The sequence below is a fragment of the Bacillus sp. TH30 genome, from assembly GCF_016650875.1.
Lineage (GTDB): Bacteria > Bacillota > Bacilli > Bacillales > Bacillaceae_G > Bacillus_A > Bacillus_A mycoides.
Window position 1 is genome coordinate 3,575,723 of sequence record NZ_JAEKEY010000002.1, and the last position, 23,610, is coordinate 3,599,332.

At 36.6% G+C, this 23,610-nt stretch carries 23 protein-coding genes and 2 other annotated features; of the genes, 16 read left to right on the plus strand and 7 right to left on the minus strand.

Features of this window, described 5'->3' with window-relative positions:
- The first annotated feature begins 123 nt into the window (after positions 1 to 123).
- The 4 genes from JFU20_RS20580 (at position 124) to JFU20_RS20595 (ending at position 3,615) form a co-directional block, all read left to right on the plus strand.
- Positions 124 to 762: a class I SAM-dependent DNA methyltransferase gene (locus JFU20_RS20580; RefSeq protein WP_002015267.1), complete on the plus strand. Its 639-nt coding sequence runs from the start codon at positions 124 to 126 to the stop codon at positions 760 to 762.
- Between the two features lie 14 nt (positions 763 to 776).
- The gene (gene mtnN / locus JFU20_RS20585; RefSeq protein ID WP_002015266.1) at positions 777 to 1,472 is read left to right on the plus strand and encodes a 5'-methylthioadenosine/S-adenosylhomocysteine nucleosidase; all 696 of its coding nucleotides are present in this window, start codon (positions 777 to 779) and stop codon (positions 1,470 to 1,472) included.
- Between the two features lie 82 nt (positions 1,473 to 1,554).
- The gene (locus tag JFU20_RS20590) at positions 1,555 to 2,478 is read left to right on the plus strand and encodes an O-acetylserine dependent cystathionine beta-synthase (RefSeq protein ID WP_002015265.1); all 924 of its coding nucleotides are present in this window, start codon (positions 1,555 to 1,557) and stop codon (positions 2,476 to 2,478) included.
- A 3-nt stretch (positions 2,479 to 2,481) separates the two neighbouring features.
- Positions 2,482 to 3,615 (plus strand): bifunctional cystathionine gamma-lyase/homocysteine desulfhydrase, encoded by a 1,134-nt coding sequence (locus JFU20_RS20595; RefSeq protein WP_001201926.1) that lies wholly within the window; start codon positions 2,482 to 2,484, stop codon positions 3,613 to 3,615.
- A 288-nt stretch (positions 3,616 to 3,903) separates the two neighbouring features.
- Here the strand turns inward: JFU20_RS20595 and JFU20_RS20600 are convergent, their stop codons facing one another.
- A complete protein-coding gene (locus tag JFU20_RS20600; RefSeq protein ID WP_002165049.1) occupies positions 3,904 to 5,259 on the minus strand; it encodes an RNA-guided endonuclease TnpB family protein in 1,356 nt (451 codons plus the stop codon).
- 597 nt (positions 5,260 to 5,856) lie between these two features.
- Here JFU20_RS20600 and adhE point away from each other — a divergent pair.
- From adhE to JFU20_RS20645, 9 genes are all read left to right on the plus strand, one after another.
- Positions 5,857 to 8,460 carry a bifunctional acetaldehyde-CoA/alcohol dehydrogenase gene (gene adhE, locus JFU20_RS20605; RefSeq protein WP_201038866.1) on the plus strand — a complete coding sequence of 868 codons (2,604 nt, stop codon included), beginning with the start codon at positions 5,857 to 5,859 and terminating at the stop codon, positions 8,458 to 8,460.
- 126 nt (positions 8,461 to 8,586) lie between these two features.
- Positions 8,587 to 8,823 carry a YrhC family protein gene (locus JFU20_RS20610; protein ID WP_002034123.1) on the plus strand — a complete coding sequence of 79 codons (237 nt, stop codon included), beginning with the start codon at positions 8,587 to 8,589 and terminating at the stop codon, positions 8,821 to 8,823.
- 147 nt (positions 8,824 to 8,970) lie between these two features.
- A complete protein-coding gene (locus JFU20_RS20615) occupies positions 8,971 to 9,918 on the plus strand; it encodes an ABC transporter substrate-binding protein (protein WP_002015260.1) in 948 nt (315 codons plus the stop codon).
- Positions 9,919 to 9,923: 5 nt separating this feature from the next.
- Positions 9,924 to 10,952: a FecCD family ABC transporter permease gene (locus JFU20_RS20620; protein ID WP_002015259.1), complete on the plus strand. Its 1,029-nt coding sequence runs from the start codon at positions 9,924 to 9,926 to the stop codon at positions 10,950 to 10,952.
- Complete coding sequence (locus tag JFU20_RS20625) at positions 10,939 to 11,757, plus strand: ABC transporter ATP-binding protein (RefSeq protein WP_002088736.1); 819 nt, start codon at positions 10,939 to 10,941, stop codon at positions 11,755 to 11,757. The genes JFU20_RS20620 and JFU20_RS20625 overlap by 14 nt, the downstream gene beginning before the upstream one ends.
- Positions 11,724 to 12,119: an ankyrin repeat domain-containing protein gene (locus tag JFU20_RS20630; protein WP_002165053.1), complete on the plus strand. Its 396-nt coding sequence runs from the start codon at positions 11,724 to 11,726 to the stop codon at positions 12,117 to 12,119. The genes JFU20_RS20625 and JFU20_RS20630 overlap by 34 nt, the downstream gene beginning before the upstream one ends.
- Before the next feature lie 294 nt (positions 12,120 to 12,413).
- Complete coding sequence (locus JFU20_RS20635) at positions 12,414 to 12,941, plus strand: GNAT family N-acetyltransferase (protein ID WP_002015253.1); 528 nt, start codon at positions 12,414 to 12,416, stop codon at positions 12,939 to 12,941.
- A gap of 58 nt (positions 12,942 to 12,999) precedes the next feature.
- On the plus strand, positions 13,000 to 13,458 hold the full coding sequence (locus JFU20_RS20640; RefSeq protein ID WP_002015252.1) for a GNAT family N-acetyltransferase: 459 nt from the start codon (positions 13,000 to 13,002) through the stop codon (positions 13,456 to 13,458).
- Positions 13,459 to 13,568: 110 nt separating this feature from the next.
- Entirely contained in the window at positions 13,569 to 13,946 is a 378-nt protein-coding gene (locus tag JFU20_RS20645; protein ID WP_002015250.1) for a hotdog family protein, read from the plus strand.
- A 39-nt stretch (positions 13,947 to 13,985) separates the two neighbouring features.
- Here the strand turns inward: JFU20_RS20645 and JFU20_RS20650 are convergent, their stop codons facing one another.
- Positions 13,986 to 14,531: a helix-turn-helix domain-containing protein gene (locus tag JFU20_RS20650; RefSeq protein WP_002015249.1), complete on the minus strand. Its 546-nt coding sequence runs from the start codon at positions 14,529 to 14,531 to the stop codon at positions 13,986 to 13,988.
- Between the two features lie 154 nt (positions 14,532 to 14,685).
- On the opposite strand from JFU20_RS20650, the gene JFU20_RS20655 reads away from it, so the two are divergent.
- On the plus strand, positions 14,686 to 15,090 hold the full coding sequence (locus tag JFU20_RS20655; protein ID WP_002015248.1) for a DoxX family protein: 405 nt from the start codon (positions 14,686 to 14,688) through the stop codon (positions 15,088 to 15,090).
- Between the two features lie 21 nt (positions 15,091 to 15,111).
- Positions 15,112 to 15,969, plus strand: coding sequence for a VOC family protein (locus JFU20_RS20660; protein ID WP_002015247.1), 858 nt, complete (start codon positions 15,112 to 15,114; stop codon positions 15,967 to 15,969).
- 16 nt (positions 15,970 to 15,985) lie between these two features.
- Here JFU20_RS20660 and JFU20_RS20665 read toward each other — a convergent pair whose 3' ends face one another.
- The 3 genes from JFU20_RS20665 to JFU20_RS20675 all read right to left on the minus strand — a co-directional run bounded on the left by JFU20_RS20665 (position 15,986) and on the right by JFU20_RS20675 (position 21,523).
- Complete coding sequence (locus tag JFU20_RS20665; protein ID WP_002143198.1) at positions 15,986 to 16,300, minus strand: 4a-hydroxytetrahydrobiopterin dehydratase; 315 nt, start codon at positions 16,298 to 16,300, stop codon at positions 15,986 to 15,988.
- A complete protein-coding gene (locus JFU20_RS20670) occupies positions 16,281 to 18,035 on the minus strand; it encodes an aromatic amino acid hydroxylase (RefSeq protein WP_002015245.1) in 1,755 nt (584 codons plus the stop codon). The genes JFU20_RS20665 and JFU20_RS20670 overlap by 20 nt, the downstream gene beginning before the upstream one ends.
- 162 nt (positions 18,036 to 18,197) lie before the next feature.
- Positions 18,198 to 18,425, minus strand: a binding site (T-box leader).
- A gap of 51 nt (positions 18,426 to 18,476) precedes the next feature.
- Positions 18,477 to 18,705, minus strand: a binding site (T-box leader).
- A 70-nt stretch (positions 18,706 to 18,775) separates the two neighbouring features.
- Positions 18,776 to 21,523, minus strand: coding sequence for a S8 family serine peptidase (locus tag JFU20_RS20675; protein ID WP_002165054.1), 2,748 nt, complete (start codon positions 21,521 to 21,523; stop codon positions 18,776 to 18,778).
- Positions 21,524 to 21,753: 230 nt separating this feature from the next.
- Between JFU20_RS20675 and JFU20_RS20680 the strand changes: the two genes are divergently transcribed.
- Positions 21,754 to 22,992, plus strand: a complete 1,239-nt coding sequence (locus JFU20_RS20680) for a TolB family protein (protein WP_033715921.1) — start codon at positions 21,754 to 21,756, stop codon at positions 22,990 to 22,992.
- Between the two features lie 43 nt (positions 22,993 to 23,035).
- Here JFU20_RS20680 and JFU20_RS20685 read toward each other — a convergent pair whose 3' ends face one another.
- Together JFU20_RS20685 and JFU20_RS20690 are read right to left on the minus strand one after the other, a co-directional pair.
- Positions 23,036 to 23,158 carry a DUF4023 domain-containing protein gene (locus tag JFU20_RS20685; protein WP_000071861.1) on the minus strand — a complete coding sequence of 41 codons (123 nt, stop codon included), beginning with the start codon at positions 23,156 to 23,158 and terminating at the stop codon, positions 23,036 to 23,038.
- A gap of 72 nt (positions 23,159 to 23,230) precedes the next feature.
- Positions 23,231 to 23,569 carry a hypothetical protein gene (locus tag JFU20_RS20690; protein WP_002015241.1) on the minus strand — a complete coding sequence of 113 codons (339 nt, stop codon included), beginning with the start codon at positions 23,567 to 23,569 and terminating at the stop codon, positions 23,231 to 23,233.
- Between the last annotated feature and the right edge of the window lie 41 nt (positions 23,570 to 23,610).

Here is a 23,610-nt window from a genome sequence, read left to right on the forward strand (position 1 = left end):
TCCTATGATAATCACCTATAGTGTAACAAAGAAAAGAAGGAAATACTACGTACATTTCAATTGACATTTTTAGAAAGAGAGAATATCATACTGATAAAACCGATAAGAAAAAGGGGAATTTTTATGGGAACAGAATTTAATGGTTTATTTGATGAATGGGCTCATACGTACGACTCATTTGTACAAGGCGAAGATATACAATATAAAGAAGTTTTCGCCCATTATGAGGACATTTTAGAGGATGTAGTTAACAAGTCATTTGGCAACGTATTAGAATTCGGTGTTGGTACTGGCAATTTAACAAATAAATTATTACTTGCTGGTCGCACAGTTTACGGTATAGAACCGTCACGCGAAATGCGTACTATTGCAAAAGAGAAATTACCAAAAGAATTTTCAATTACAGAAGGTGATTTTCTATCATTTGAAGTCCCGAATTCAATCGATACTATTGTGAGCACTTACGCATTTCATCATTTAATAGATGAAGAAAAAGACGTAGCAATTGCGAAGTATAGTCAATTGCTAAACAAAGGTGGTAAAATAGTGTTTGCTGATACGATATTTGCAGATCAAGATGCATATGATAAAACTGTCGAAGTAGCAAAACAAAGAGGTTTTCATCAGTTAGCAAACGATTTGCAAACAGAATACTATACACGTATTCCGATCATGCAATCTATTTTTGAAAACAATGGCTTCCACGTAACGTTTACGAGATTAAATCATTTCGTTTGGGTAATGGAGGCAACTAAGCAATAGAAAGAGGGATTAGATTGAGAATTGCTGTAATTGGAGCAATGGAAGAAGAAGTACGTATTTTACGTGACAAACTAGAACAAGCAGAAACAGAAACTGTTGCAGGTTGTGAATTTACGAAAGGGCTATTGGCAGGACATGAAGTAATCTTGCTAAAGTCTGGTATTGGTAAAGTAAATGCAGCGATGTCAACGACAATTTTATTAGAAAAATATAAGCCTGAAAAAGTAATTAATACTGGTTCAGCTGGTGGATTCCATCACTCTCTAAATGTTGGTGATGTAGTTATTTCAACAGAAGTTCGTCACCATGACGTAGATGTAACAGCATTTAACTACGAATATGGTCAAGTGCCAGGAATGCCACCTGGATTTAAAGCTGATGAGGCATTAGTTGCATTAGCTGAGAAATGTATGCAGGCAGAAGAAAATATTCAAGTCGTAAAAGGTATGATTGCAACAGGTGATTCATTTATGAGTGATCCGAACCGTGTTGCAGCAATTCGTGATAAATTTGAAGATCTTTATGCAGTAGAAATGGAAGCAGCAGCTGTTGCGCAAGTATGCCACCAATATGAAGTCCCGTTTGTTATTATTCGCGCACTTTCTGATATTGCTGGTAAAGAATCAAATGTTTCATTTGATCAATTTTTAGATCAAGCAGCTCTTCATTCTACAAACTTTATCGTAAAAGTACTAGAAGAGTTAAAGTAATGTAACAAAAAGGCAACTGTTTCATATAAAGAAAATACATACAGTTGCCTTTTCTTTATTGGCAAATAAGGGGGAGAACACGATGAATGTATATCGTGGCGTTCATGAATTGATTGGTCATACACCAATTGTAGAAATTACGCGTTTTTCACTTCCAGAAGGAGTCCGTTTATTTGCAAAGCTTGAATTTTACAACCCAGGCGGAAGCGTTAAGGATCGTTTAGGAAGAGAATTAATCGAAGATGCGTTAGAAAAAGGGCTTGTTACCCAGGGCGGAACAATTATTGAACCGACGGCTGGAAATACTGGCATTGGACTGGCACTTGCAGCGTTACAACATGATTTACGCGTCATCGTTTGTGTACCAGAGAAATTTAGTGTTGAAAAGCAAGAATTAATGAAGGCGCTAGGTGCAACGGTTGTGCATACACCGACTGAGCAAGGAATGACCGGCGCAATTGCAAAAGCGAAAGAGTTAGTAAATGAAATACCGAATTCATACTCTCCAAGTCAGTTTGCGAATGAAGCAAACCCTCGCGCTTATTTTAAAACGCTAGGACCTGAACTTTGGTCGGCACTGAATGGAGAGATTAACATATTTGTTGCAGGGGCAGGAACTGGCGGTACGTTTATGGGAACTGCATCTTATTTGAAAGAGAAAAATATTGATATTAAAACGGTTATTGTAGAACCAGAAGGCTCTATTTTAAATGGTGGTAAAGCTGGTTCACATGAAACAGAAGGTATTGGTCTTGAATTCATTCCACCATTTTTGAAAACATCTTATTTTGATGAAATTCATACGATTTCTGATCGAAATGCATTTTTACGAGTGAAAGAATTAGCGCAAAAAGAAGGACTTCTCGTTGGAAGCTCTTCAGGAGCAGCATTTCATGCGAGCTTACTTGAGGCAGAGAAAGCAACACCAGGTACAAATATTGTAACGATTTTTCCTGATAGTAGTGAGCGCTATTTAAGCAAAGACATATACAAAGGATGGGAATAAAAAATGAGAGCAAAGACAAAGTTAATTCATGGTATTCGCATAGGAGAACCTTCAACTGGATCTGTAAACGTACCGATCTATCAAACAAGTACGTACAAACAAGAAGCAGTTGGTAAGCATCAAGGATATGAATATTCACGTACAGGCAACCCAACACGTGCAGCTTTAGAAGAAATGATTGCTGTATTAGAAAACGGTCATGCTGGATTTGCATTTGGCTCAGGAATGGCTGCTATTACAGCGACAATTATGTTGTTCTCAAAAGGTGATCATGTCATTTTAACAGATGATGTTTATGGCGGAACGTACCGTGTTATTACGAAAGTATTAAACCGCTTCGGTATTGAGCATACATTTGTAGATACAACAAACCTAGAGGAAGTTGTAGAAGCAATTCGCCCAAATACGAAAGCAATTTATGTAGAAACACCAACGAATCCATTACTAAAGATTACTGATATTAAGAAAATATCTACTCTTGCTAAAGAAAACGATTTATTAACGATTATTGATAACACATTCATGACGCCATATTGGCAGTCGCCGATTTCTTTAGGAGCAGATATTGTGCTTCATAGTGCAACGAAATATTTAGGAGGACATAGTGACGTAGTTGCAGGCCTAGTCGTTGTAAATAGCCCACAACTAGCAGAAGACCTTCATTTCGTGCAAAACTCAACAGGAGGTATTCTTGGACCACAAGATAGCTTCCTACTACTTCGCGGTTTGAAAACGTTAGGAATTCGTATGGAAGAGCATGAAATAAATTCACGCGCAATTGCTGAGTTTTTAAATAACCATCCAAAAGTAAATAAAGTATATTATCCAGGTCTTGAATCACATCAAAATCACGAATTAGCAACAGAACAGGCGAATGGATTTGGTGCAATCATCTCATTTGATGTAGATAGTGAGGAAACGTTAAATAGAGTACTTGAGAAGTTACAGTACTTCACACTTGCTGAAAGTTTAGGAGCAGTAGAAAGTTTAATTTCTATCCCGTCTCAAATGACACATGCATCAATCCCAGCAGATCGCCGTAAAGAATTAGGAATTACAGATACATTAATTCGAATCTCTGTTGGTATTGAAGATGGAGAAGATTTAATTGAAGATTTGGCACAAGCACTAGCATAGTCAACTACCCCCGCTGAGATGAAGCGTTTCAGTGGGGGCTTTGAGTTAGAACTCTAGGTCTTTTCGTCTATCGCTAGACAGTTTGACGCTCTAGAATGCATGCCACCTTACGGTAACACCCCAAGTAAGTTTTTGGTTGGTACTGGCAACGAACTATTGTTTTCCCACTTGCACCACCCTTTCGAAAAAGAGCAATTCTTCCTTATGGAAGAAGCCACCACTCAGATTACCCCGGCGTGTGCTACAAGCCCCGAAAAGTCGAGTACACATGGATGGTTGACACACCCACTAAGCTATGCACGAAGCAACAGCCTTACGTTTTTGCACTTCTAATAGAATCGGCGTTTTCACTTTGAGATTTTCATCTAATTGTACAACTCTTGATTTTTTCAATGTATTCAGCGCACCATTAATATCAGCATGGATACATGTTCCTGTTTTACTTTGGTACAGACCACGAGTGATTCGTTTGCCACTAAAGCGATAATGTGTCCTATCATCCTTAGACCAAACTGGAACCCTATCTTTATCAAGAAAACTAGCTTTTGAAGTATAGCTTTCTTCTTGTTTTAAAAATCGGATGCCTTCTTTTACACATTTATTCTCAATTGCTGCAATCAGTTTATGAAATGGGATTTGCACAAATTTTTGATTATTCTTTTTCCCCATATCAGATTTTTGTTTCCAACCAGCGTTATACCCTACGACAACCGTATCTATGTTGCATGCTTTCACTTTTTTGAACAACAGGCCTACAGTTTGTGAAATGTAACCATTTATTTGTCTTTCTCGTTTATGCCAAAGTGCAGCCATTTTATTCGTTACAATACGTTTTGAAATTCCATTGTCCATATTTTTCTGTTGTAGATTACGTATCATTTTGTTGAAGTATTGGTTAATAGATTTTAATTTTTTCCCATCAATTAAGAATGTATCACCTGTATTTGTTACACAACTTAATAATCTGTCTACACCTAAATCGCAACTCAAAGCGTTACTAGTAGTCGTGGATTGTTTCTTCATTTGAGAAACGTGCATCTCATATGTATAATGCACCTCAAAGAACCGACCTTTTTGCTTCGGTACAATCTCAATGTAGGAGATTTTTTTATTTCTTACATTTTTAGGCATACGTATTTTAATGGAACCGAATTTTTTTCTGAATGCAACATTCATCGGAATCATCCAATACCCGTTATCATCCACTTTTGGAACTTGATAGATTTCAATGATTCGTTTGTCAGTTGGACCAGAGTAATTCGGAAACCTAGGACGACCTGCGAATGTTTCAGGTTTTTTCTTCCACTGTTCCAGTGCTTTAAAAAAGCTCTTCACTTCTGTAAATAAGGCTCTACGAATCGCTTGAACAGAGTTTGATTGAATGCCCGAGTAATTCATATCGGCTTGCATAGCAGTGTCCACTTCTTTTACAGTAGCCATTTTATTATGTTTCAAATAACTTTGTTTAATCGTGTACAATCCAACATTTCGCAATGCTTTTGAACTATGTGACATGCGCTGAAGTAAACGGTATTCTTTTGCAGTAAAGCAAGCTCGTCCAATATTTTGTTTTTGAGTGAATCGTTGCAGGTTTTCTCTTTTCTTTAGTTTACGTAATACTTTCACTGCTTTCTTTTTAGCCATTGTTTTCACCACCTTTCTTAGAAGGTTCATTACTTTTAACAAATCAATATTTGGAACTAAACGGAACAAAATGTGAACATGGTCTTCATCGTAATTCCTTTTGGTTCAAGTAACCGAATGATTATTATTATCCAATTTCGTTGTCTTAAGATATATTCCCTCCTTATCTACGACAGATTATATCGTAAGACAAAAGGAAACAAATATTCGCCCCGGGAAAATTGTTATGACCGAAACAAAAGAGTTTAGCCTACCTTCTGACGGCAATTCATCTCCATCTGAATTGTTGGGTTTCACCCGTAGCACAAATTAGATGGAGCCTTCTTGCCGAAAAGGATAAAAAATGCACTGCTAATATAGAGCAGTGCATTTTATTATATTAATTTGTGAAATGTTTCACAAATTAGACATACACAAATGAAATGATTTCATGTATATTGAATTCATGAAATGTTATTCACGAACAAACTTGTGAAATATTTCACAAGTGATGGGATTCATGTAGGAAGGTAACTCTATTTTTTTACGCTAATCGGGACTTTTTATGACCTATAGGGACTTATAAAGTCCAGGGTAGCAGAATAGGAGGAAATTTACATGGTAGTCAAAGAGAAAGTTGTAAATGAAATGCAAGAGGTAAAAGAGATGATTGATTCGTTAGTAGATAACGGTCAAAAAGCTTTACAAGCATTAGAAGGTTTTACACAAGAGCAAATTGACAACATTGTTCATGAAATGGCGCTTGCGGGTGTCGATCAACATATGCCGCTTGCGAAGTTGGCTGTTGAAGAAACGGGCCGTGGCGTATATGAAGATAAATGCATTAAAAATATTTTTGCCACTGAATATATTTGGCATAGTATAAAGAAAGATAAAACGGTAGGAATTATTCATGAAGATCCTCATGAAGAAATAATAGAAATCGCAGAACCTGTCGGTGTAGTAGCTGGGGTAACGCCAGTAACGAACCCAACATCGACAACAATGTTTAAAGCATTAATCGCGATAAAAACGAGAAATCCAATTATTTTCGCATTTCATCCTTCTGCACAAAACTGTTCCGTTGCAGCGGCAAAAACAGTATATGATGGAGCAGTGAAAGCTGGTGCACCAAAGCATTGTATTCAATGGATTGAAAGACCTTCTGTGGAAGCAACGAAACAATTAATGAACCATGATGGTGTCGCACTCGTTCTAGCAACTGGAGGGGCTGGTATGGTGAAATCGGCTTATTCTACTGGTAAACCCGCGCTAGGTGTAGGGCCAGGTAATGTACCATGTTATATAGAGAAATCGGCACATGTAAAACGTGCTGTTAATGATTTGATTTTATCGAAAACATTTGATAACGGTATGATTTGTGCGTCAGAACAAGCCATCATTATAGATAAGGAAATCTATAATGATGTTAAAGCAGAAATGATTGCAAATAATTGTTATTTTGTAACAGAGGAAGAGAGAAAGAAATTAGAAAAGCTTGTTATTAATGAAAATACATGTGCAGTAAATAGTGATATTGTTGGGAAATCAGCACAGTATATTGCTGAATTAGTAGGAATTACTGTACCTGAACATACAAAAATGCTTGTAGCTGAAATTAAAGGTATTGGAGCAGCGTATCCACTATCTCGTGAGAAACTGAGCCCAGTGTTAGCTTGTGTAAAAGCAAATTCATTAGAAGAAGGATTTACATATTGCGAAGAAATGTTAGAGCTTGGTGGCCTAGGGCATTCAGCGGTTATCCATTCTACAAATAAAGAAGTACAAAAACAATTTGGGTTACGTATGAAAGCCTGCCGTCTCATTGTAAATGCACCTTCATCACAAGGTGGAATTGGTGATATATATAATGGATTTATTCCATCACTTACGCTTGGTTGTGGCTCCTACGGGAAAAACTCAGTTTCCCAAAACGTAACGGCGACTCATTTATTAAATATAAAAAGGTTGGCAAATAGAAAAAAGAATATGCAGTGGTTCAAATTACCACCAAAAATTTATTTTGAAAAACATGCGACAGCATATTTAGCAAACATGCCTAACATTTCCCGCGCATTTATTGTAACGGATCCAGGGATGGTTGAGCACGGTTATGTAGATACAGTTACGCACTATTTACGTAAGCATGCAAATGATGTGAAAGTTGAAGTTTTCTTTGAAGTTGAGCCAGATCCATCAGATGAAACTGTATTTAAAGGTGCGGACATGATGAAAAGTTTTAAACCAGATGTAATTATCGCGCTTGGTGGCGGTTCAGCTATGGATGCAGCAAAAGGGATGTGGCTATTCTATGAGCACCCAGAAACGACATTCTATGGAATAAAACAGAAGTTTTTAGATGTAAGAAAACGTACATGTAAGTATCCGAACTTGGGAAATAAAGCACAATTTGTTGCCATTCCAACAACATCAGGGACGGGATCAGAAGTGACGCCATTTGCGGTTATTACAGATAAGAAAAATAATATTAAATACCCGCTTGCGGATTATGAATTAACACCAGATGTAGCGATTGTTGATCCGCAATTTGTAATGACAGTACCACCTCATGTGACGGCAGATACTGGTATGGACGTATTAACACATGCAATTGAAGCGTATGTGTCTGTTCTGGCAAATGACTATACTGATGGTTTAGCATTAAAAGCAATTGATCTCGTATTTAAATATTTACCGAGAGCATATAAAAATGGAAATGATGAAGAAGCACGAGAAAAAATGCATAATGCTTCCGCAATCGCAGGGATGGCATTTGCAAATGCTTTCCTAGGTATTAATCATAGTTTAGCACATAAAATTGGACCGGAATTCCATATTCCGCATGGACGTGCGAATGCAATTCTTATGCCGCACGTAGTTCGCTATAATGCTATTAAGCCAAGAAAACACGCATTGTTCCCAAAATATGAGCACTTTGTGGCTGATGAACGCTATGCACATATTGCGAGAATGCTAGGGCTTCCAGCAAGCTCAACAGCGGAAGGTGTGGAATCACTCGTCCAAGCAATTATTGAGCTTGGAAAAAGCTTAAATATAAATATGAGTATTGCAGGACAAGGAGTTGCTAAAGACCAATTTGAAGGGGTTGTTGGATTATTAGCAGAAAGAGCTTTTGAAGATCAATGTACAACAGCTAATCCAAAATTACCGCTCATTTCAGAGCTGAAAGAAATCTATATGGAAGCATATAAAGGCGTATAATAGATAAAAAAGAGCCGCGAGTAAGCGGCTCTTTTTTACTTTGGAAAACATCTCCCAGATTGGTTCTATTTACTTGTCTTTAAGCTTGATAGAATGTGATAAAGTGAGGATGGGAGTGATAAGCAGATGAAAGAATTACAAGAAAAAATAGCAGATTATACCCGGTTTGCACAAGTGCTTTTAGCTATAAGTACATTTTTAATGATCGGTTTATTAATTCCAAGTGGAATAAAAAGTATGGTACAGTCTTTTGTTATGATGGGGAGTATTATTGTATTTTTAGTTCTTGCTTTTTTCTTCTTTAAGCGTGTTAGAACGATGCGTGATCAATTAGAGGAGAGCGAATATGAAGAAAATTGTTAAATAGGGCGCTACGAAAAGAAGAAATCTTTTTGTAGCGTTTTTTCATTTTTGTAGAAAATGTATGCGTTTCATATTGACAATGATAATCCTTATCAATTAAAGTAGAATAGTAGTTAATGATTATTATTATCAATTAGAGGTGAAAGAATGAACAAATCTATTACGCTGTTCACAGCGATCTTATCTATTTTTTTCTTATTAATAGGTTGCAGTGCAAAAGAAAACGAAAAAGCATCCGCAACAAAAACAGACAAAGGAACAGACAAAATCGAAATTACCGATCTCTCAGACAGAAAGATAACATTCAATAAAGTTCCTGAAAGTTTTGCTACGTTGAGTATGGGAGACATGGATATTATTCATGCTTTAGGTGGAAAAATAGTAGGTCGTCCTGATACAAAATTAACTCTCCCAGAGGAATTAAAGAAAGCACAAGTAATCGGGAATGCACATCAACCGAATTTTGAGCAAATTGCTAGTTTAAAACCGGATGTACTTGTTGCTAACAATGGATTCCAAAAGAACATTCCAACGGTCGAAGGACAAGGAACAAAAGTAATCATTTCTTCAGCCAACTCTGTAAAAGATATTCAAAAGGGTATTGAAATGTATGGAACAGTAATGAAGAAAGAAGATAAAGCAAAAGAGCTTAACCAAAAAATTAATGATCAAATGAAGAAATATGAGAAAAAGAGTGATGTTAAAGCGTTGCTAGTTTATGGAGCACCAGGCACTTATTTAGCAGCATTACCAACATCTCTATCAGGGGATATTTTAGAAAAAACAGGCGGGAAAAATATCGCAGCTAGTTTTCCAGAAATGAAAGAGTATCCGCAATATGCACAGCTAAGTGTAGAACGTATTATTGAAGCAAATCCAGATGTGATTTATTTAATTACACATGGAGATCCCAATAGTGTGAAAAAAGCATTTGAAGGCGAAATGATGAAAAATGAAGCATGGAAAAATTTAGATGCAGTAAAACAAAATCGTGTAGTTATTTTACCACCAGATTTATTTGGATCAAATCCTGGGACAAAAGTTACAGAAGCGATGGACTTTATGTATAAAAGTATACAAGATGTAAGGAAATGATAAGTATGGAGAGTAGTGAAATAGTAAGAGAAAAGGAACATCCTTTTGCGAGAAAAAGGTGGATAATAACAGTTACTTTAGTCGTATTAACTGTTCTAGGTCTTTTTTATGGCCTTTTTGCAGGGAGCTTATCTTTTTCTTTACGAGACATTATAGAAGGTATACAAGATGAAGGTTCGACAGTTCATCGAATTGTATGGGATCTTCGTATACCGAGAGTGCTCGTTGGTTTTATAGTAGGAACGTGTTTAGCTGCATCAGGAGCATTATTGCAAGGGGTTATGAGAAATCCTCTTGCAGATCCTGGAATTATCGGAGTTTCATCAGGAGCAGGTCTTGTAGCAATTATAATCATGATTTTATTTCCTCAACATATGGCATTCTTGCCACTAGGAGCGTTTTTAGGAGCTTTTATTACAGCAATGGTCATTTACGCACTATCATGGCAAAAGGGGGCGCCACCTTCACGAATTGTATTAGTAGGTGTTTCAATAAACGCCTTAATTGGTGCAGCGACTTCAGCGCTAATGTTATTACATAGCGACAAAGTACAATCAGTTTTACCGTGGTTAGCTGGTGGTATTGGTGGTGTTAGTTGGGCACATTTAAATATGATTATTTACTATGCGATATTCGCTATTATATTAGCTTTCTTCGGTATTAAACATATTCGAGTATTAATGCTTGGGGATGAAATGGCAAAATTATTAGGGTATAACGTGGAAAGAAGTCGGTTTTATTTAATAGTAGTAAGTACAATGTTAGCTGGAATAGCAGTTAGTGTTTCTGGTCTTATTGGATTTGTCGGTCTTGTTGTACCGCATATGTTACGTTTATTAGTTGGAAATGACTATAAATATTTACTGCCATTATCATGCCTTGGCGGTGGGATATTACTTGTTTTTGCGGATGCGATAGCTCGAAGTTGGTTCGATCCAATCGAATTGCCTGTTGGTATTTTATTGTCCTTCTTAGGTGGTCCGTTCTTCTTATATTTAATCCATAGAGGAGGAAAACAACGTGATTTCCGTTAACAAAGTGTTTTACGCACATTCTGAAAGATTTCAAATGCAAAATATGAATGTACATATTAAAGCTGGAGAAATCGTTAGTTTAATCGGTCCGAATGGATCGGGGAAATCTACTTTGCTTCGTTTAATAGCACGGCTACTTAAACAAAGCGAAGGAGACATCATTTTAGATGGGGAAAATATTTATACGATGAAGAGTGCAGATGTAGCGAAGCAATTAGCGATGTTACCACAAATGCACGATCATCAATTAGATTTAACAGTGAAAGAACTAATAGAGTTCGGAAGAGGTCCTCATAAATCATGGAGTAGTCGCTTAAATAAAGAAGATGAAGAAATTGTTGATTGGGCATTGTCTGTTACAAAGCTTGAAGGGTATGAATATCGTCTTTTACAATCCTTATCAGGAGGAGAAAGGCAACGTGCTTGGATTGCAATGACGCTTGCACAACGCACAAATGTCTTACTATTAGATGAACCAACAACCTTTTTAGATATCGTCCATCAGTTAGAAGTAATGGAACTTGTTAAACGATTAAACGAAGAGTTTGGTATGACGATTGTAATGGTTTTACATGATATTAATCAAGCGGCTCAATATAGCGATCGTTTACTCGTATTAAAACAAGGGAAGATTCAGTATGATGGCGTACCAGAAGAAGTACTATGTCATCAAATGTTTCAGCGTGTATTTGGAATTGAAGTTGATATATTCCAAGGGAGTGACAAGCCATTTTTTACACCGAAACGAATTTGTGAAAAGGGAGAAGAGAGATGCAAACAGAAGAGCGTATTACCACTGAGTTAGTAAGGGAATTTGTTATGGCAGCTCACGGAGATCTAGAAAGAGTACAGGAGCTTTTGGCCGAATCACCAAGCTTACTTCATGCTTCTTATAATTGGGGTGGCTCAGATTGGGAAAGTGCCTTAGGAGCAGCGGCCCATGTAGGCCGTAAAGATATTGCTCTTTATTTACTGGAAAAGGGAGCTCGGATGGATATTTTTGCAGCAGCTATGCTGGGTGAACTTGAAGTCGTACAAGCCATTTTAGTAGCACAACCAGAAGCATTACGTGCATCTGGCCCACATGGCATCTCTCTTCTTCAACATGCACGAATGGGTGGAGAAAAAGCTCAGCGTGTATTTGAGTACTTAACAGTGCTTTCTTAATGACCGCAAAGTTCTTATGTGCGGTAAACTTTCCACTCAAAGGATTGGAAGGTTTACCGCCCGTTAGAACGGGATAAGTATCTAGTATATTTGAAAATCCTACACCCCCTCAATTGTAGTTTTCTTTATACTAGTTATGATATGGATGCAGTAGACACTCTTTTGTCTACTGCTTTTTTTTGATATAATACACTTTTATAAGATTGAATTTTCTTTCTTTTTGGTGAATTTCTTGATATGAATTATTCAACACTTACGTAGTTTGAAATATGTTGTTATGTAATGAGGTTCAAAATGATGGGAGTGAATAAAAGAGTGTTCCATACAGATCGCTTACAATTTCGCAAATATACAATGGATGATTTACCATTTTATGCTTCTTTATGGGGGGATGAGAAGGTAATGCGCTATATTGGAAATGGAACGTTAAAAACATTTATGCAATGTAAAAAAAGTTTGGAGGAGAGGGTACTTCCAAATTATAAAAACGGTCTCGGTTTATTTGTAATGATTGAAAAGGAAACAGGGATAAGAATTGGTCATGCAGGACTTGTCAAGCAGAAGGTAGATGGAAAAGAGGAAATTGAGATTGGCTATTGGCTACTTCCTAAGTATTGGGGGAAAGGGTATGCGAAAGAGGCTGCGGCGGCATTTCGAGACTATGGTTTTCAAGCATTACAAATGAATAAATTAATTTCACTTATTAATCCGAACCACCCAGCTTCAATATTTGTTGCTAGAAAAACAGGGCTTAGTTATGAGAAAACAACTTCATTTCATGAGATGGATGTTCTCGTTTATTCCATTAAGCGGGTTGGATGAAAAAAGGTGAATTGCATTTTTTGGAGAATGGTATATAAAAAATAAAGGGAGGGATTACATGTATATTTATCATAATGGACTAATTATTCGTGAAGGAACGAATGGAGTGCCAGCATATGCGATTAAGACATTATTTGAAGATGCTGGCTGGAGTAATGATAATATCCCTTCTTGGCAAATTGAAAAGTTTACGATTGCATTTGAAAATTCAACATGGGCTTTCACAATTTGGGATGAAGAAGAAATGGTCGCGATGGTTAGAGTGATTTCTGATCAAATCATGGTTGCTAACATAGTAAATTTAGTTGTGAAGTGTGAGTATAGGGGGAAAGGGTTAGGTAAGAAACTTGTAGCTCTTTGTTTACAAAAGCTTCCGCATGGCGATTGGTTTGCGCATACGTCCGCTAACAATTTTGATTTTTATAGAAGTTGTGATTTTGAAGTAAGAGAGTTATCAAGAAATGGAACATGTGCGTACTATGGGTATCAAGTGGCAAAAAAGGAAGGGCATCGATAACTTATAAGGTAATAAAGAAAAAGGATTGCTATTTTAATAATATAAACTGAACTGAGACTCATTTTGTGATAAGATAAAAGAAAATTCAGTTTATTAAACGGGGGATAAAAATGAATGTAAAAGTTGGGGATATATTTAAATACGAAAGAAGATTTACCGAGGAAGAAGTTTTTGAATTTGCAAATATTACAGGCGATAAAGGTAGACATCATATGGAATATGATGAGAATGGACGATTAATGGTCCATGGTTTATTGACTGCTAGCATTGGGACGAAAGTAGGCGAAGAGTTACATTACATAGCGAGGGAATTAGTAAGTGAGTTTATTAGACCAGTTTTTACAGGGGATACGGTTACTTGTGAATTAACTTTAACAAATATTGAGCAAATGGAAGGATATAAAAAAGTTTCAATTGAGTCAGTTTATCGCAATCAACATGAAAAGACCGTACTAGTTGGGACGAGTTATGGAATTATAAGGGAATAAAAAAGAAGCCTGTTACGAAACAGGCTTCTTTTTTATCGTTTAGTAAACACGTTTTCGATTTTCCGCATGACTAGAGATAAGTAATAATGCAGATTCTTCACCTATATTGCGAACAATATGAGGAACGCATGCATTCCAAGAGAAAGAATCACCTTCTTCTACAATCGCAATATCTTCTCCATGTTGAACTTCTAGTTTTCCGCGTAATACAAGATGACACTCTTCACCTTCATGAGCATTTGGTGAGTTTTCTTTCGGGAATCCGGCAGAAATTTCTACTAGAGATAGGCGGAGACCACCTTGCTCCGCAACATGCTCAATTCTTTGTTCATCTTTTCCATACACACTGTATTTACGCTCTTCTTTTTTTACAATTTTTAAACGATCTTTTTGTTCTAACAATAAATATGGAAGGGGAACATTTAAAAAATTAGCGATCATTTCTAAAGTTGAGATAGATGGTGATGTTTTATTGTTTTCAACCTGACTCATAAAGCCTTTAGAAAGACCTGTTCCTTCACAAATTTGGGCAATCGTAATTCCTCTACGTTGACGAATTTCACGAATCGCAGAACCGATATTCATAAAATCATGCTCCTTTTTGTAAACAACTATTTGTATCATAGCAAAAAAAATATTTTTTCTCATGAAAAATGAATTGACGAATAAAAATAATTAGTGTATGTTTTGTAATGTAAATAAAAGTTTTGTATAACAAAACTATAAAGGAGAGAAAGAAATGAATCAACATATTGGTAACTTAATTATTCGTATCGTGTTAGGGGTAACGTTCTTTATGCACGGTTTAACAAAATTCCAATCAGGAATTGACAATATTGCAGGGTGGTTTACAAGCATTGGTTTACCAGGAGGACTTGCATACGGTGTAGCAACAGTTGAATTAGTTGGAGGTCTATTGTTAATTCTAGGTTTAGGCGTAAGGTATATTGGCTTATTATTTGCACTTGTTATGGTTGGAGCGATTGTGAAAGTAAAATGGTCAGCTGGTTTGTTAGGAGACGGGAAAAATCCTGGATTTGAGTTAGAACTTGCATTATTAGCGATGGGTGCTTACTTATTTGTTGCGAAAGCTAATGGTTTTGTAGATAATTTCTTAAAAGAGAAAATGTTAAAGAAGAATTAATTAAAATGGGGGTATAACAAAATGGGCTTTCCACTTCATCCCGAAACAACACTTGGGGTTGTTCATTTATATGTATCAAATTTAAAGAAATCGCTAGAGTTTTATACAGAAGTATTGCGTATGAAGGTACTGGAAGAAAAAAGTACAATTGTTACGTTTGGTAATGAGGACAATGAGCCACTTCTCATAATAGAAGAAAAGGAAGACGCTCTTCCGAAGCAAAGAGGTCGAACTGGTTTATATCACTATGCAATTTTATTACCAAACAGACAAGACTTAGCAAATATTCTTCGTCATTTTGTTGAGAGAGTACATCCATTACATGGTGGGGCTGACCATTACTTTAGTGAAGCTCTTTATTTAGCTGATCCAGATGGAAACGGGATTGAAATTTATCATGATCGCCAAAAAGAAGTTTGGCATGATGAAAATGGAGAGTTACCATTTGTTAGTAACCCGTTAGACGGCGAAGGATTATTACAGCAAGGAAGTACATGGAATGGGTTCCCGGCTGGTACTGTGATGGGGCACATTCATTTACATGTAGCTGACTTAGAAGAAGCGAAACGTTTCTATGTTGATGGCCTTGGTTTTGATGTAACGATTCCAGCTCGTAATGGAGCGTTGTTCGTATCAGCAGGTGGTTATCATCACCATATCGGTTTAAATACATGGCAGGGTGAAGGTATACCACCACAAATGCCAAATTCCGTTGGTTTGAAATATTTCACAATTGTACTAGCAGATGAAAAACAAAAAGAGCAAGTGTGTGAAAGTTTAAAATATATTGGCGTAGTTGCTACGTATAAAGATGGAATATTACAGGCCAAGGATCCGTTTGGACATTGTATACATTTTAAAGTGAAAGGAGAAGCCTAAAAAGGCTTCTCTTTTTTCACTTTCTTATAATAGCTTTTTCATTTTGTAAAAATAGGTCATCAAATTGCTTTGCAAGGTCAAAATCTAGTTTCGTTAAACCTTTTGCATTCCATGATGACAAAGTAATAATGACTGCTTTATACTGGATAAGGATAAATGGGTGGTGATTATGTTCTTCTGATAGTTTGGCGGCTTCAGAGACAAATTCGACTCCTTTTAAGTAGTCGGAAAACATATATTTTCTTTCAATCCATTTTTCATCTTTCACTGTCCATTTATCCAGCTTTGTTAATTCCTCTTGTACTTCTTCATTAGTTAATCGTAGCATCATTTTTCACATCCTTTACCTGCAGTAACGCAAGACCATTGTTAATAAGACGTGTTACAGATTCTTCAGTTGTGAAAGTAGAAAGTTGTTGTAATAATGCTGCTGATGCTTCGTGACCTTTGTTATGTTCTAAAAGCAATTCTAAAATTTCAAGACGAAGCAACCATTCTTTCGGATGAAATTTATTTAATACTTCTTGAATAGCTATTAATTGATCAGTATGAGTATCGTGTAAAATACTATCGTTACGTATATCTCGAACTGTTTGATACATACGTTCAAGCTTATTCAGTACAAGTGGATCAGGCGTTTCTTGTACTTCTTCATTCATCGGGAAAAATGCAGCCGCATCTGCCGCTCCTGGGAATACAGAAGTGATTTGTGAGCCGACAGCCATATCAAATGCTCCCCATGAAGGATCAAATAATAAGCGATCTTTATGAGTAACTGCACAATTTATAAAGGAGATAAGAGCAATTTTTTTATCATTCTTTACAATGTCTGTTACTGTTCCTTTTACATGAATGCCACTTGCAAAAGTAAATTCTGCACTGCTTCCAATTGTAATGCCTAATGATTGTAATTGTTCTTCTGTACAATTTTCTAATGCAATATCTCCATCTAGTAATCCGATTGGTGTCCCGAATCCATCGCTGTGCACAGATGTAGAATGATTTGCTAGTTGTTTATTATGAATTGCTAATGCAGTTGGTGAGCTTGTTCGTGTGTAAATAACTTCACCAGTATCATTTTTAATTGTCTCTGTAAATGTACCCGTAATTTGTAATCCACTACTTAGCTCAGTTGTAGCATGATTTTCGGAGCGGATTGCTTTTTCTAATCCTTCTGTTCCACCTGTTTTAAATGCCATCGTTGTAGAGAACTGCTCAAGGGCCTCAGTCAATTCTTCAAATGATTCACAAACAAATAGCTGTGGTTGCATTTTTGTTACATCATAAGTTGTCCCGGTGCAAGCTTCAATTGAGAATGGGACTTTCTTTACAGCGTTTGTTAAGCAATGCTTACTTTCACCGACAGAGGAAAGGAGACCAGCACCGTAAATTTTAGGATCATTTATATTGCCGATTAAGCCGTATTCCACTGTCCACCAGAATAAACGTGAAATTTGTTCTGCTTCTGATAAACCAGAAACTAAGTTTTGTTTTTCGATTACAGCATTTTCAGCAACTGCAACTTCTTCAGGTGTAGAAGTAGGGCTTTCTTTTACGATCGTTAATGTACGAACGGCTTCAAAAGCATCATGTTCTTCTTTTGTGGAGAAAGCTTTCGCTCCAATTTGTCCAAAGCGTTTCACATATTTTGCATATGTAGAATCAAGCAAAATCGGTGCGTGGCCTGCAGCTTCATGAACGATATCAGGAGCGGGTGTATACTCGATATTTTCTACTTTACGAATATCTGTTGCGATTGGTAGTAATCCATGCCCCTGAAAATCGAAGAATGCGACGCCGGGAATAAGTCCGTCAATCGTTACGGCACCCCAGCCGCTTGGTGCTAAACAGTCATTCATTTCTTCTACTTTTGGAATTGCATCTATATTAATACCAGATGATTGTAGTCCGTTAACATAGGATGGATGAGCAACATCTTTTAAGAAGCTATGGTTTTGTCTCATAATGTAACGCCAAACAGCGTGATTCACCGGTGTGTATTGATCATAATGCTGTGTGGATACGAATGGTTTTAAATGTGATGGAATTTCTGTTTTCTTTGTCATTTAGACGTCCTCCTTTTTCTCTATAAAAATGAATACCAGTTTTGTATAGCTTGTACCACCTCCTTTTAGAATTGTAAGCGCTTATAAAATTTTATCATAACATTCGAAATTCTTTAACAACTGTTTGCGTGAGAAATAGAAAAATCCCCTATCGGAAAATCCGATAGGGGCGAAAAAATCGCGGTACCACCCTATTTGTAAGTGAAAATATACTTACATCTCAACTAATGATAACGGAAAAATTCCGTCTTTTCCTTCATGCATAAAAGCACTACGAAAAAGAAGCTCCAGAATTGTAATTCGTACTTATATATGTGCTAATTCCCACCGACCATTAGCTCTCTGAAACAGGGATACAAGATACTACTGCGATTCTTTCAACGCGTATATATGAAGTTATTTAAAAGGGAAGGACGCAAAAAAGCCCCTATCGGAAAATCCGATAGGGACGATAAAAATCGCGGTACCACCCTATTTGTAAACAATTAATTGTTTACCACTTACTTTAAGATAACGGAAAGATCCGTCTTTCTCTTCATGCATAAAAAGCATTACGGGAAAGAAGCTCCAGAATTGTAATTCACGCTTGTATATGTACTGATTCGCACCAACCATCAGTTCTCTGAGACAGGGATATAAGTCGCTACTAGTATTCCTTCAAAGCCGATATATAATTCGTTCAACTAAACTATGTTTTGTATTATAAAACTATATTTAAAAGCTTGTCAACAATAATTTTATTATTTCACTTCTAAATCAACATTTAAATTAGATGTATTTCCAGCTGCATCGGTTGCTACAATATGAATTGTATTCTTTCCTTGTTGTAATTGACTACGATCGAAATAAATTTCATAGTTTTTCTCCCAAGGATTTAGGTATGCACTTTCCCATGCTCCATTTCCGTTAATTTCATACTGTATCGTTACGGGATGTCCTGGAGCAACCCATCCGGATTCTGCCATCCAATCCAAAAGTATATCATCTACTTTACCTCTAATTACGAGGTTTTCTTGATCTACTTCAGACGATAATTTCGGTGCGGTACGATCGACAAACACAGCTCCTGTCTGTTTCGTTTCTCCACCAGAATTAGAAGCAACAGCTTCGATTTGGTATAAGCCATCAGGTAGAGGTGATCCATCAGTTTTCGTACCATTCCATTTGAAAGATTTATAACCTGGTGTTTCATTCTTACCTTGATGAACGATTCCTTTATATGTTACTCGGTCTTTCGTAATTAAATTAGCATGAAACGTTACATCCTCAACTGGTGTAACTAAATAGTAATTGATAAGGTTGTCATCTAGTATTCTGTCATTATTTGGACTGAAAGTAGAATTAACGATTTCAAGACCATCAATACGTTTGTATTCTTTCGGATCAATACTAAACGTAAATGGAATACGCATTTCTTCAGTCTTACCTTGCTCTTTCACATATAGATTTCCCGTATATACACCTTGTGGTAAGGAGCTATCTACAGTAATAGTAAAAGGCTTTTCGATGTTACTATTAGGTTTCACACTAATAGAAGAAGAGAAAGAAGTCTGGACTTTTGTTTTTGTATCTAGTAATTCAATGCGAGTTGAAAAGTTTTTCTTTTTGTTAGAAAGATTTTGTAATGTAATATTTTGTGTTAACTTCACTTTGCCGCTATTAGGTTTAATAAGACCGAAACTTACATTGTTAGGTTTCACTAATGCATCTGTTTGGGCTGCTTTTGGAATGTTAATTAAACCAGATCCTTGTGCCATGACAGGATATGTATTTTCATTGACATCCTTTAATGTTTTTGCAGTGTTGGCAAGAGCTGCTTTCAATTGTTCTGTCGTCCAATCAGGATGCATTTGACGCAGCAGGGCAACGGCTCCCGCTACTTGTGGCGCAGCCATACTTGTTCCGTTGTGAGATTCATAGCCACCTCTTGGTACTGTACTAGTAATTTTCACTCCAGGTGCAACTATATCAGGCTTTATGAGCCAACTTCCTTGTGATGGTCCTCTTGAACTGAAGTTACCAATAAGTTCGGTTTGGCTTGGTTGTCCAATTTTTATATTTTTCTTTCGTTTTGTAATTAAATTTTTCAACTCTTCACCATTTGTATTTGATAGTTGCATAACTGGAAGAGCTACATCTTCACGTCCAAAATATTCGGGCATAATATTAATTTCTTTTTCGTTAGAAATTAGTAGCACGCCGAGAGCGCCAGCTTGTTTCGCTTGTTCTGCTTTTACTAACGTGCTCGAAGTTCCTTGTAAAACAAGGGCGAACTTCCCGTTCACATCTTGTTTAGCGTAATCGCTTGGATTACCGTAGCCAACATATACAAGCTGAGCATCGTTTCCTACTTGGAAATCTACTTTTGATAAAGGTAATCCTTGGTAAGATTTATTGGAACCAGCTACTTGGAATGTTGGAAATGGAATAGAAACTGTAGATGCTCCAACAGAGATGACACTACTTGCGTTACCAGGAGCGTCAACAGACCAAGGTTTTGGTCCATCATTTCCATTTGAGACGACCGCAGTAACACCAAGTTTTGCTGCGCGTTCTAACGTCATTGTTACAGGTTGATCAGGTACATTCAAATCTTGACCAAGAGATAGATTTAAAACATCGGCACCATCTTGAATAGCGCGCTCAATACCTTGAATAATATCTTCGGTCGTACCAGTACCACCATCATTCATGACACGGTAAGCGAGTATAGAAGCATTCGGAGCAATCCCCTTTATTTTTCCGTTACCAGCAATAATTCCAGCAACATGGGTACCGTGGACGTTTCCATCCATCGGATCATTATCTTCATCGACTGTATCATAGCCACCGATATAATTTGCTTGTAAATCAGGATGGGTATAGTCGACACCTGAATCGATAATAGCGACTTTCATTCCTTTTCCATCAAGGGGTTTGCCAGTTGGATCTTTTAACTTCCAAGCTTCAGGTGCACCAACTGTAGGGCCTCCAACGTTTGGTGTTTCTTGATCTGCTAGGCTTTTTGATGTTTCATGTAACTTATATGTTAAGTTCGGATAAATTGCTTTTACTTCAGGTAAAGAAGCTAAAGCAGTAATTTGATCTCCTGGGATAGAAATAGAAAATCCAGAAAATAATGTACTATATGTTTCTTTTATCGTTGCCTTCGGTGCTTTTTCTTTAATTTTCTTTGTTGTATCCTCTTGTGCCTTTTTTAGTTGCGCATGGTATGATTGCACATTGCTATTTTTTAGATCCGGAGCATGCTGAATGTTACTTTGTGAAGCTAGTGGAGCATGCTGTAATTCTACAATGACTGAAATTTCTTTTGATGTTTTTGTTTCAACATTTTGCGCGATTTTGTTTTCTCCCCATTGTTCAATATTCGCTTTTAACTGTGGACTAAATTGCTTCTCTTTTTGCAGTGACTCAGCATGGGCACTTAAAGCTCCAAAACTCGAAAAGACGAGCGCCATACTTAATAGTGTAGATGTAGTTTTTTTCATTGAAACGCCCCCTAATAAAAAAAGTGCCAATATTCCGAAAATAAATATTACATTTTTGTCGTTAATTATAGGAACGGATGTTGGCTAAACTATACATTCGACATAATTCCTACCAATCCTCTTTGAATTGAAAATTTCTTGGGGAATTTTTTGGGATTATGTCGAATGGATATTTTTCACATATTGTAAGTGGAAAGTGAGGAATGCTATGAGGGAAATGGGGGTGCTATATGAAAAGGTTTATAGTAAGTGGAATCGTGATTCTGTGCCTTTTTTTCTGTTCAAGTTCTATTACTAGCGCAGAAAACAATGGAGTGAAAGTTGCCTTTATTCGTAATCATAATCTATGGATTAAATTCGGTGAAAAAGAAAAACAAATTACAAAAGGAGAGTACATAACAGGGCCGAAATGGTCACATAATGGAGAATGGCTTGCATATGCAAAAGGAAAGAAGCGAAATCATTTTGAACTGTATCGGCTGAAAGATGGCAAGAAAGTTACACCATCTCAATCAGCAACATCGAATTATCAATGGTCACCAACAGAGAATATAATTGCATTTGTATTTGCACGTACATTAAATATATTTGATGTTGAAAAAAAGAAAGCAGATTTTGAAAATGTAGCCAATGGTGCAGGTGACTATGCATGGTATCCTGATGGTAAGAAGTTTCTTGTATCATCAGAAGCGTACTTGCTTCCAACAGGATGGACAGGTGCTCAGTTATATGAAATACAAAAGGATGCAAATATGAATCCTCATAAGATGAAACATTTATATGCACTACCGAATGAGCATGATGACTTTTTAGCATTAGTTGGAAGTGGATTTAAGTGGTCGCCAGATCAAAAATGGATTTCTTTTTTTGCAGTACCAACAGCTTCTTTGTCAGCGGATAGTAATACACTTTGCTTAATTCGATCAGACGGCAGTCGTTTTGAAACAGTAGATCAAATGTTATTAAACACACAATGGTTCAAATGGGCGCCATCAAAAAATATATTAGCCTATATTGAAGGAAGCGGGAGAGTTGCTTTAGAGAATAAGCATTTAAAAATAAAAGAATTGCCGGCTCTCCAGCAAAATACATTTACTCCAAAAGGCTATGTTGATTGGGATTTCACATGGAAGAACGATAATGTAATTATCGTTTCAAGGGCAAAGGAAGCAGAGCTATCGGTCCCTCTAGAAAAAAGACCACTACCATCTTTATATGAAGTAAATAGTATAAACGATGAACAAAATCAAATTACAAAGCCATCAAATAGCCAAGGTGATTATAACCCTATTTTTATTAAGAAGAGCAACCAATTAATGTGGATCCGTTCAAATCGTAAGAAAGCTGATGTATGGCTTGCTCATAGCGATGGGAAATATGAAAAGAAGTGGATTGAAAATATAGATGTGCCAGAGTGGTATTATGAGAAATGGGATTGGGAAGATGTCGTTTCGGTTAAAGACAAGTAAAAAAACCTGCCTAAAATATAATTTTCAGGCAGGTTTTTCAATGTTATTTATGTGTTTTATTTGGCTTTTTTTTCGCAGGGTTTCCGTTCCCTTGGCGCTTTCTGTTTTGTTCATCTTTTGCTTGTTTTTCATGTAATGTATCTAAAAAATCATTTGAGTTACTCATTTTTATATCTCTCCTTTTTTCATTGCGTCCTAGTTACTATAACCATTTAGGAGGATAATCATGAGATAAAAGTTAAGCGCTTAGTTTTCTTCGGTAGTATAAGTAAAATAGTCCATACGTAATGAATAACATAAGTAAAACTTGTAACTCTACATTTTCTTTTAAAATAGTTGCGACAGAAGATGGTAAGTAAGGTGATGTATCGCTCGTTCCTAAACCTAACCATTTGTTTAAGAGGTTAATGATACAAAATATGAAAACACCAGACCAGCTTGCGATAATTGCTTTTTGTTTAATTTTTGTTTCACGCTCATCATCTGTAATCCAAGGATTAGCAGTTTTATCACTAGTAAAAAAGCCATTTATGTATCCCCATATGATCATTCCCATAAAGACGATAATCCATTTCATATTTGTAATCCTCCTCTTCTTGTAAAAAGTATTTTACATAT

Bases quoted from the DNA above. Each gene is read 5' to 3' on its own strand.
- JFU20_RS20675 (WP_002165054.1), bottom strand. From the start codon at position 21,523: ATGAAAAAAACTACATCTACACTATTAAGTATGGCGCTCGTCTTTTCG.
- JFU20_RS20640 (WP_002015252.1), top strand. From the start codon at position 13,000: ATGTATATTTATCATAATGGACTAATTATTCGTGAAGGAACGAATGGA.
- JFU20_RS20580 (WP_002015267.1), top strand. From the start codon at position 124: ATGGGAACAGAATTTAATGGTTTATTTGATGAATGGGCTCATACGTAC.
- JFU20_RS20590 (WP_002015265.1), top strand. From the start codon at position 1,555: ATGAATGTATATCGTGGCGTTCATGAATTGATTGGTCATACACCAATT.
- adhE (WP_201038866.1), top strand. From the start codon at position 5,857: ATGGTAGTCAAAGAGAAAGTTGTAAATGAAATGCAAGAGGTAAAAGAG.
- JFU20_RS20690 (WP_002015241.1), bottom strand. From the start codon at position 23,569: ATGAAATGGATTATCGTCTTTATGGGAATGATCATATGGGGATACATA.
- JFU20_RS20615 (WP_002015260.1), top strand. From the start codon at position 8,971: ATGAACAAATCTATTACGCTGTTCACAGCGATCTTATCTATTTTTTTC.
- JFU20_RS20600 (WP_002165049.1), bottom strand. From the start codon at position 5,259: ATGGCTAAAAAGAAAGCAGTGAAAGTATTACGTAAACTAAAGAAAAGA.
- JFU20_RS20680 (WP_033715921.1), top strand. From the start codon at position 21,754: ATGAAAAGGTTTATAGTAAGTGGAATCGTGATTCTGTGCCTTTTTTTC.
- JFU20_RS20620 (WP_002015259.1), top strand. From the start codon at position 9,924: ATGGAGAGTAGTGAAATAGTAAGAGAAAAGGAACATCCTTTTGCGAGA.
- JFU20_RS20645 (WP_002015250.1), top strand. From the start codon at position 13,569: ATGAATGTAAAAGTTGGGGATATATTTAAATACGAAAGAAGATTTACC.
- JFU20_RS20650 (WP_002015249.1), bottom strand. From the start codon at position 14,531: ATGAATATCGGTTCTGCGATTCGTGAAATTCGTCAACGTAGAGGAATT.
- JFU20_RS20670 (WP_002015245.1), bottom strand. From the start codon at position 18,035: ATGACAAAGAAAACAGAAATTCCATCACATTTAAAACCATTCGTATCC.
- JFU20_RS20665 (WP_002143198.1), bottom strand. From the start codon at position 16,300: ATGATGCTACGATTAACTAATGAAGAAGTACAAGAGGAATTAACAAAG.
- JFU20_RS20610 (WP_002034123.1), top strand. From the start codon at position 8,587: ATGAAAGAATTACAAGAAAAAATAGCAGATTATACCCGGTTTGCACAA.
- JFU20_RS20630 (WP_002165053.1), top strand. From the start codon at position 11,724: ATGCAAACAGAAGAGCGTATTACCACTGAGTTAGTAAGGGAATTTGTT.
- JFU20_RS20655 (WP_002015248.1), top strand. From the start codon at position 14,686: ATGAATCAACATATTGGTAACTTAATTATTCGTATCGTGTTAGGGGTA.
- JFU20_RS20595 (WP_001201926.1), top strand. From the start codon at position 2,482: ATGAGAGCAAAGACAAAGTTAATTCATGGTATTCGCATAGGAGAACCT.
- JFU20_RS20685 (WP_000071861.1), bottom strand. From the start codon at position 23,158: ATGAGTAACTCAAATGATTTTTTAGATACATTACATGAAAAACAAGCA.
- JFU20_RS20635 (WP_002015253.1), top strand. From the start codon at position 12,414: ATGATGGGAGTGAATAAAAGAGTGTTCCATACAGATCGCTTACAATTT.
- JFU20_RS20660 (WP_002015247.1), top strand. From the start codon at position 15,112: ATGGGCTTTCCACTTCATCCCGAAACAACACTTGGGGTTGTTCATTTA.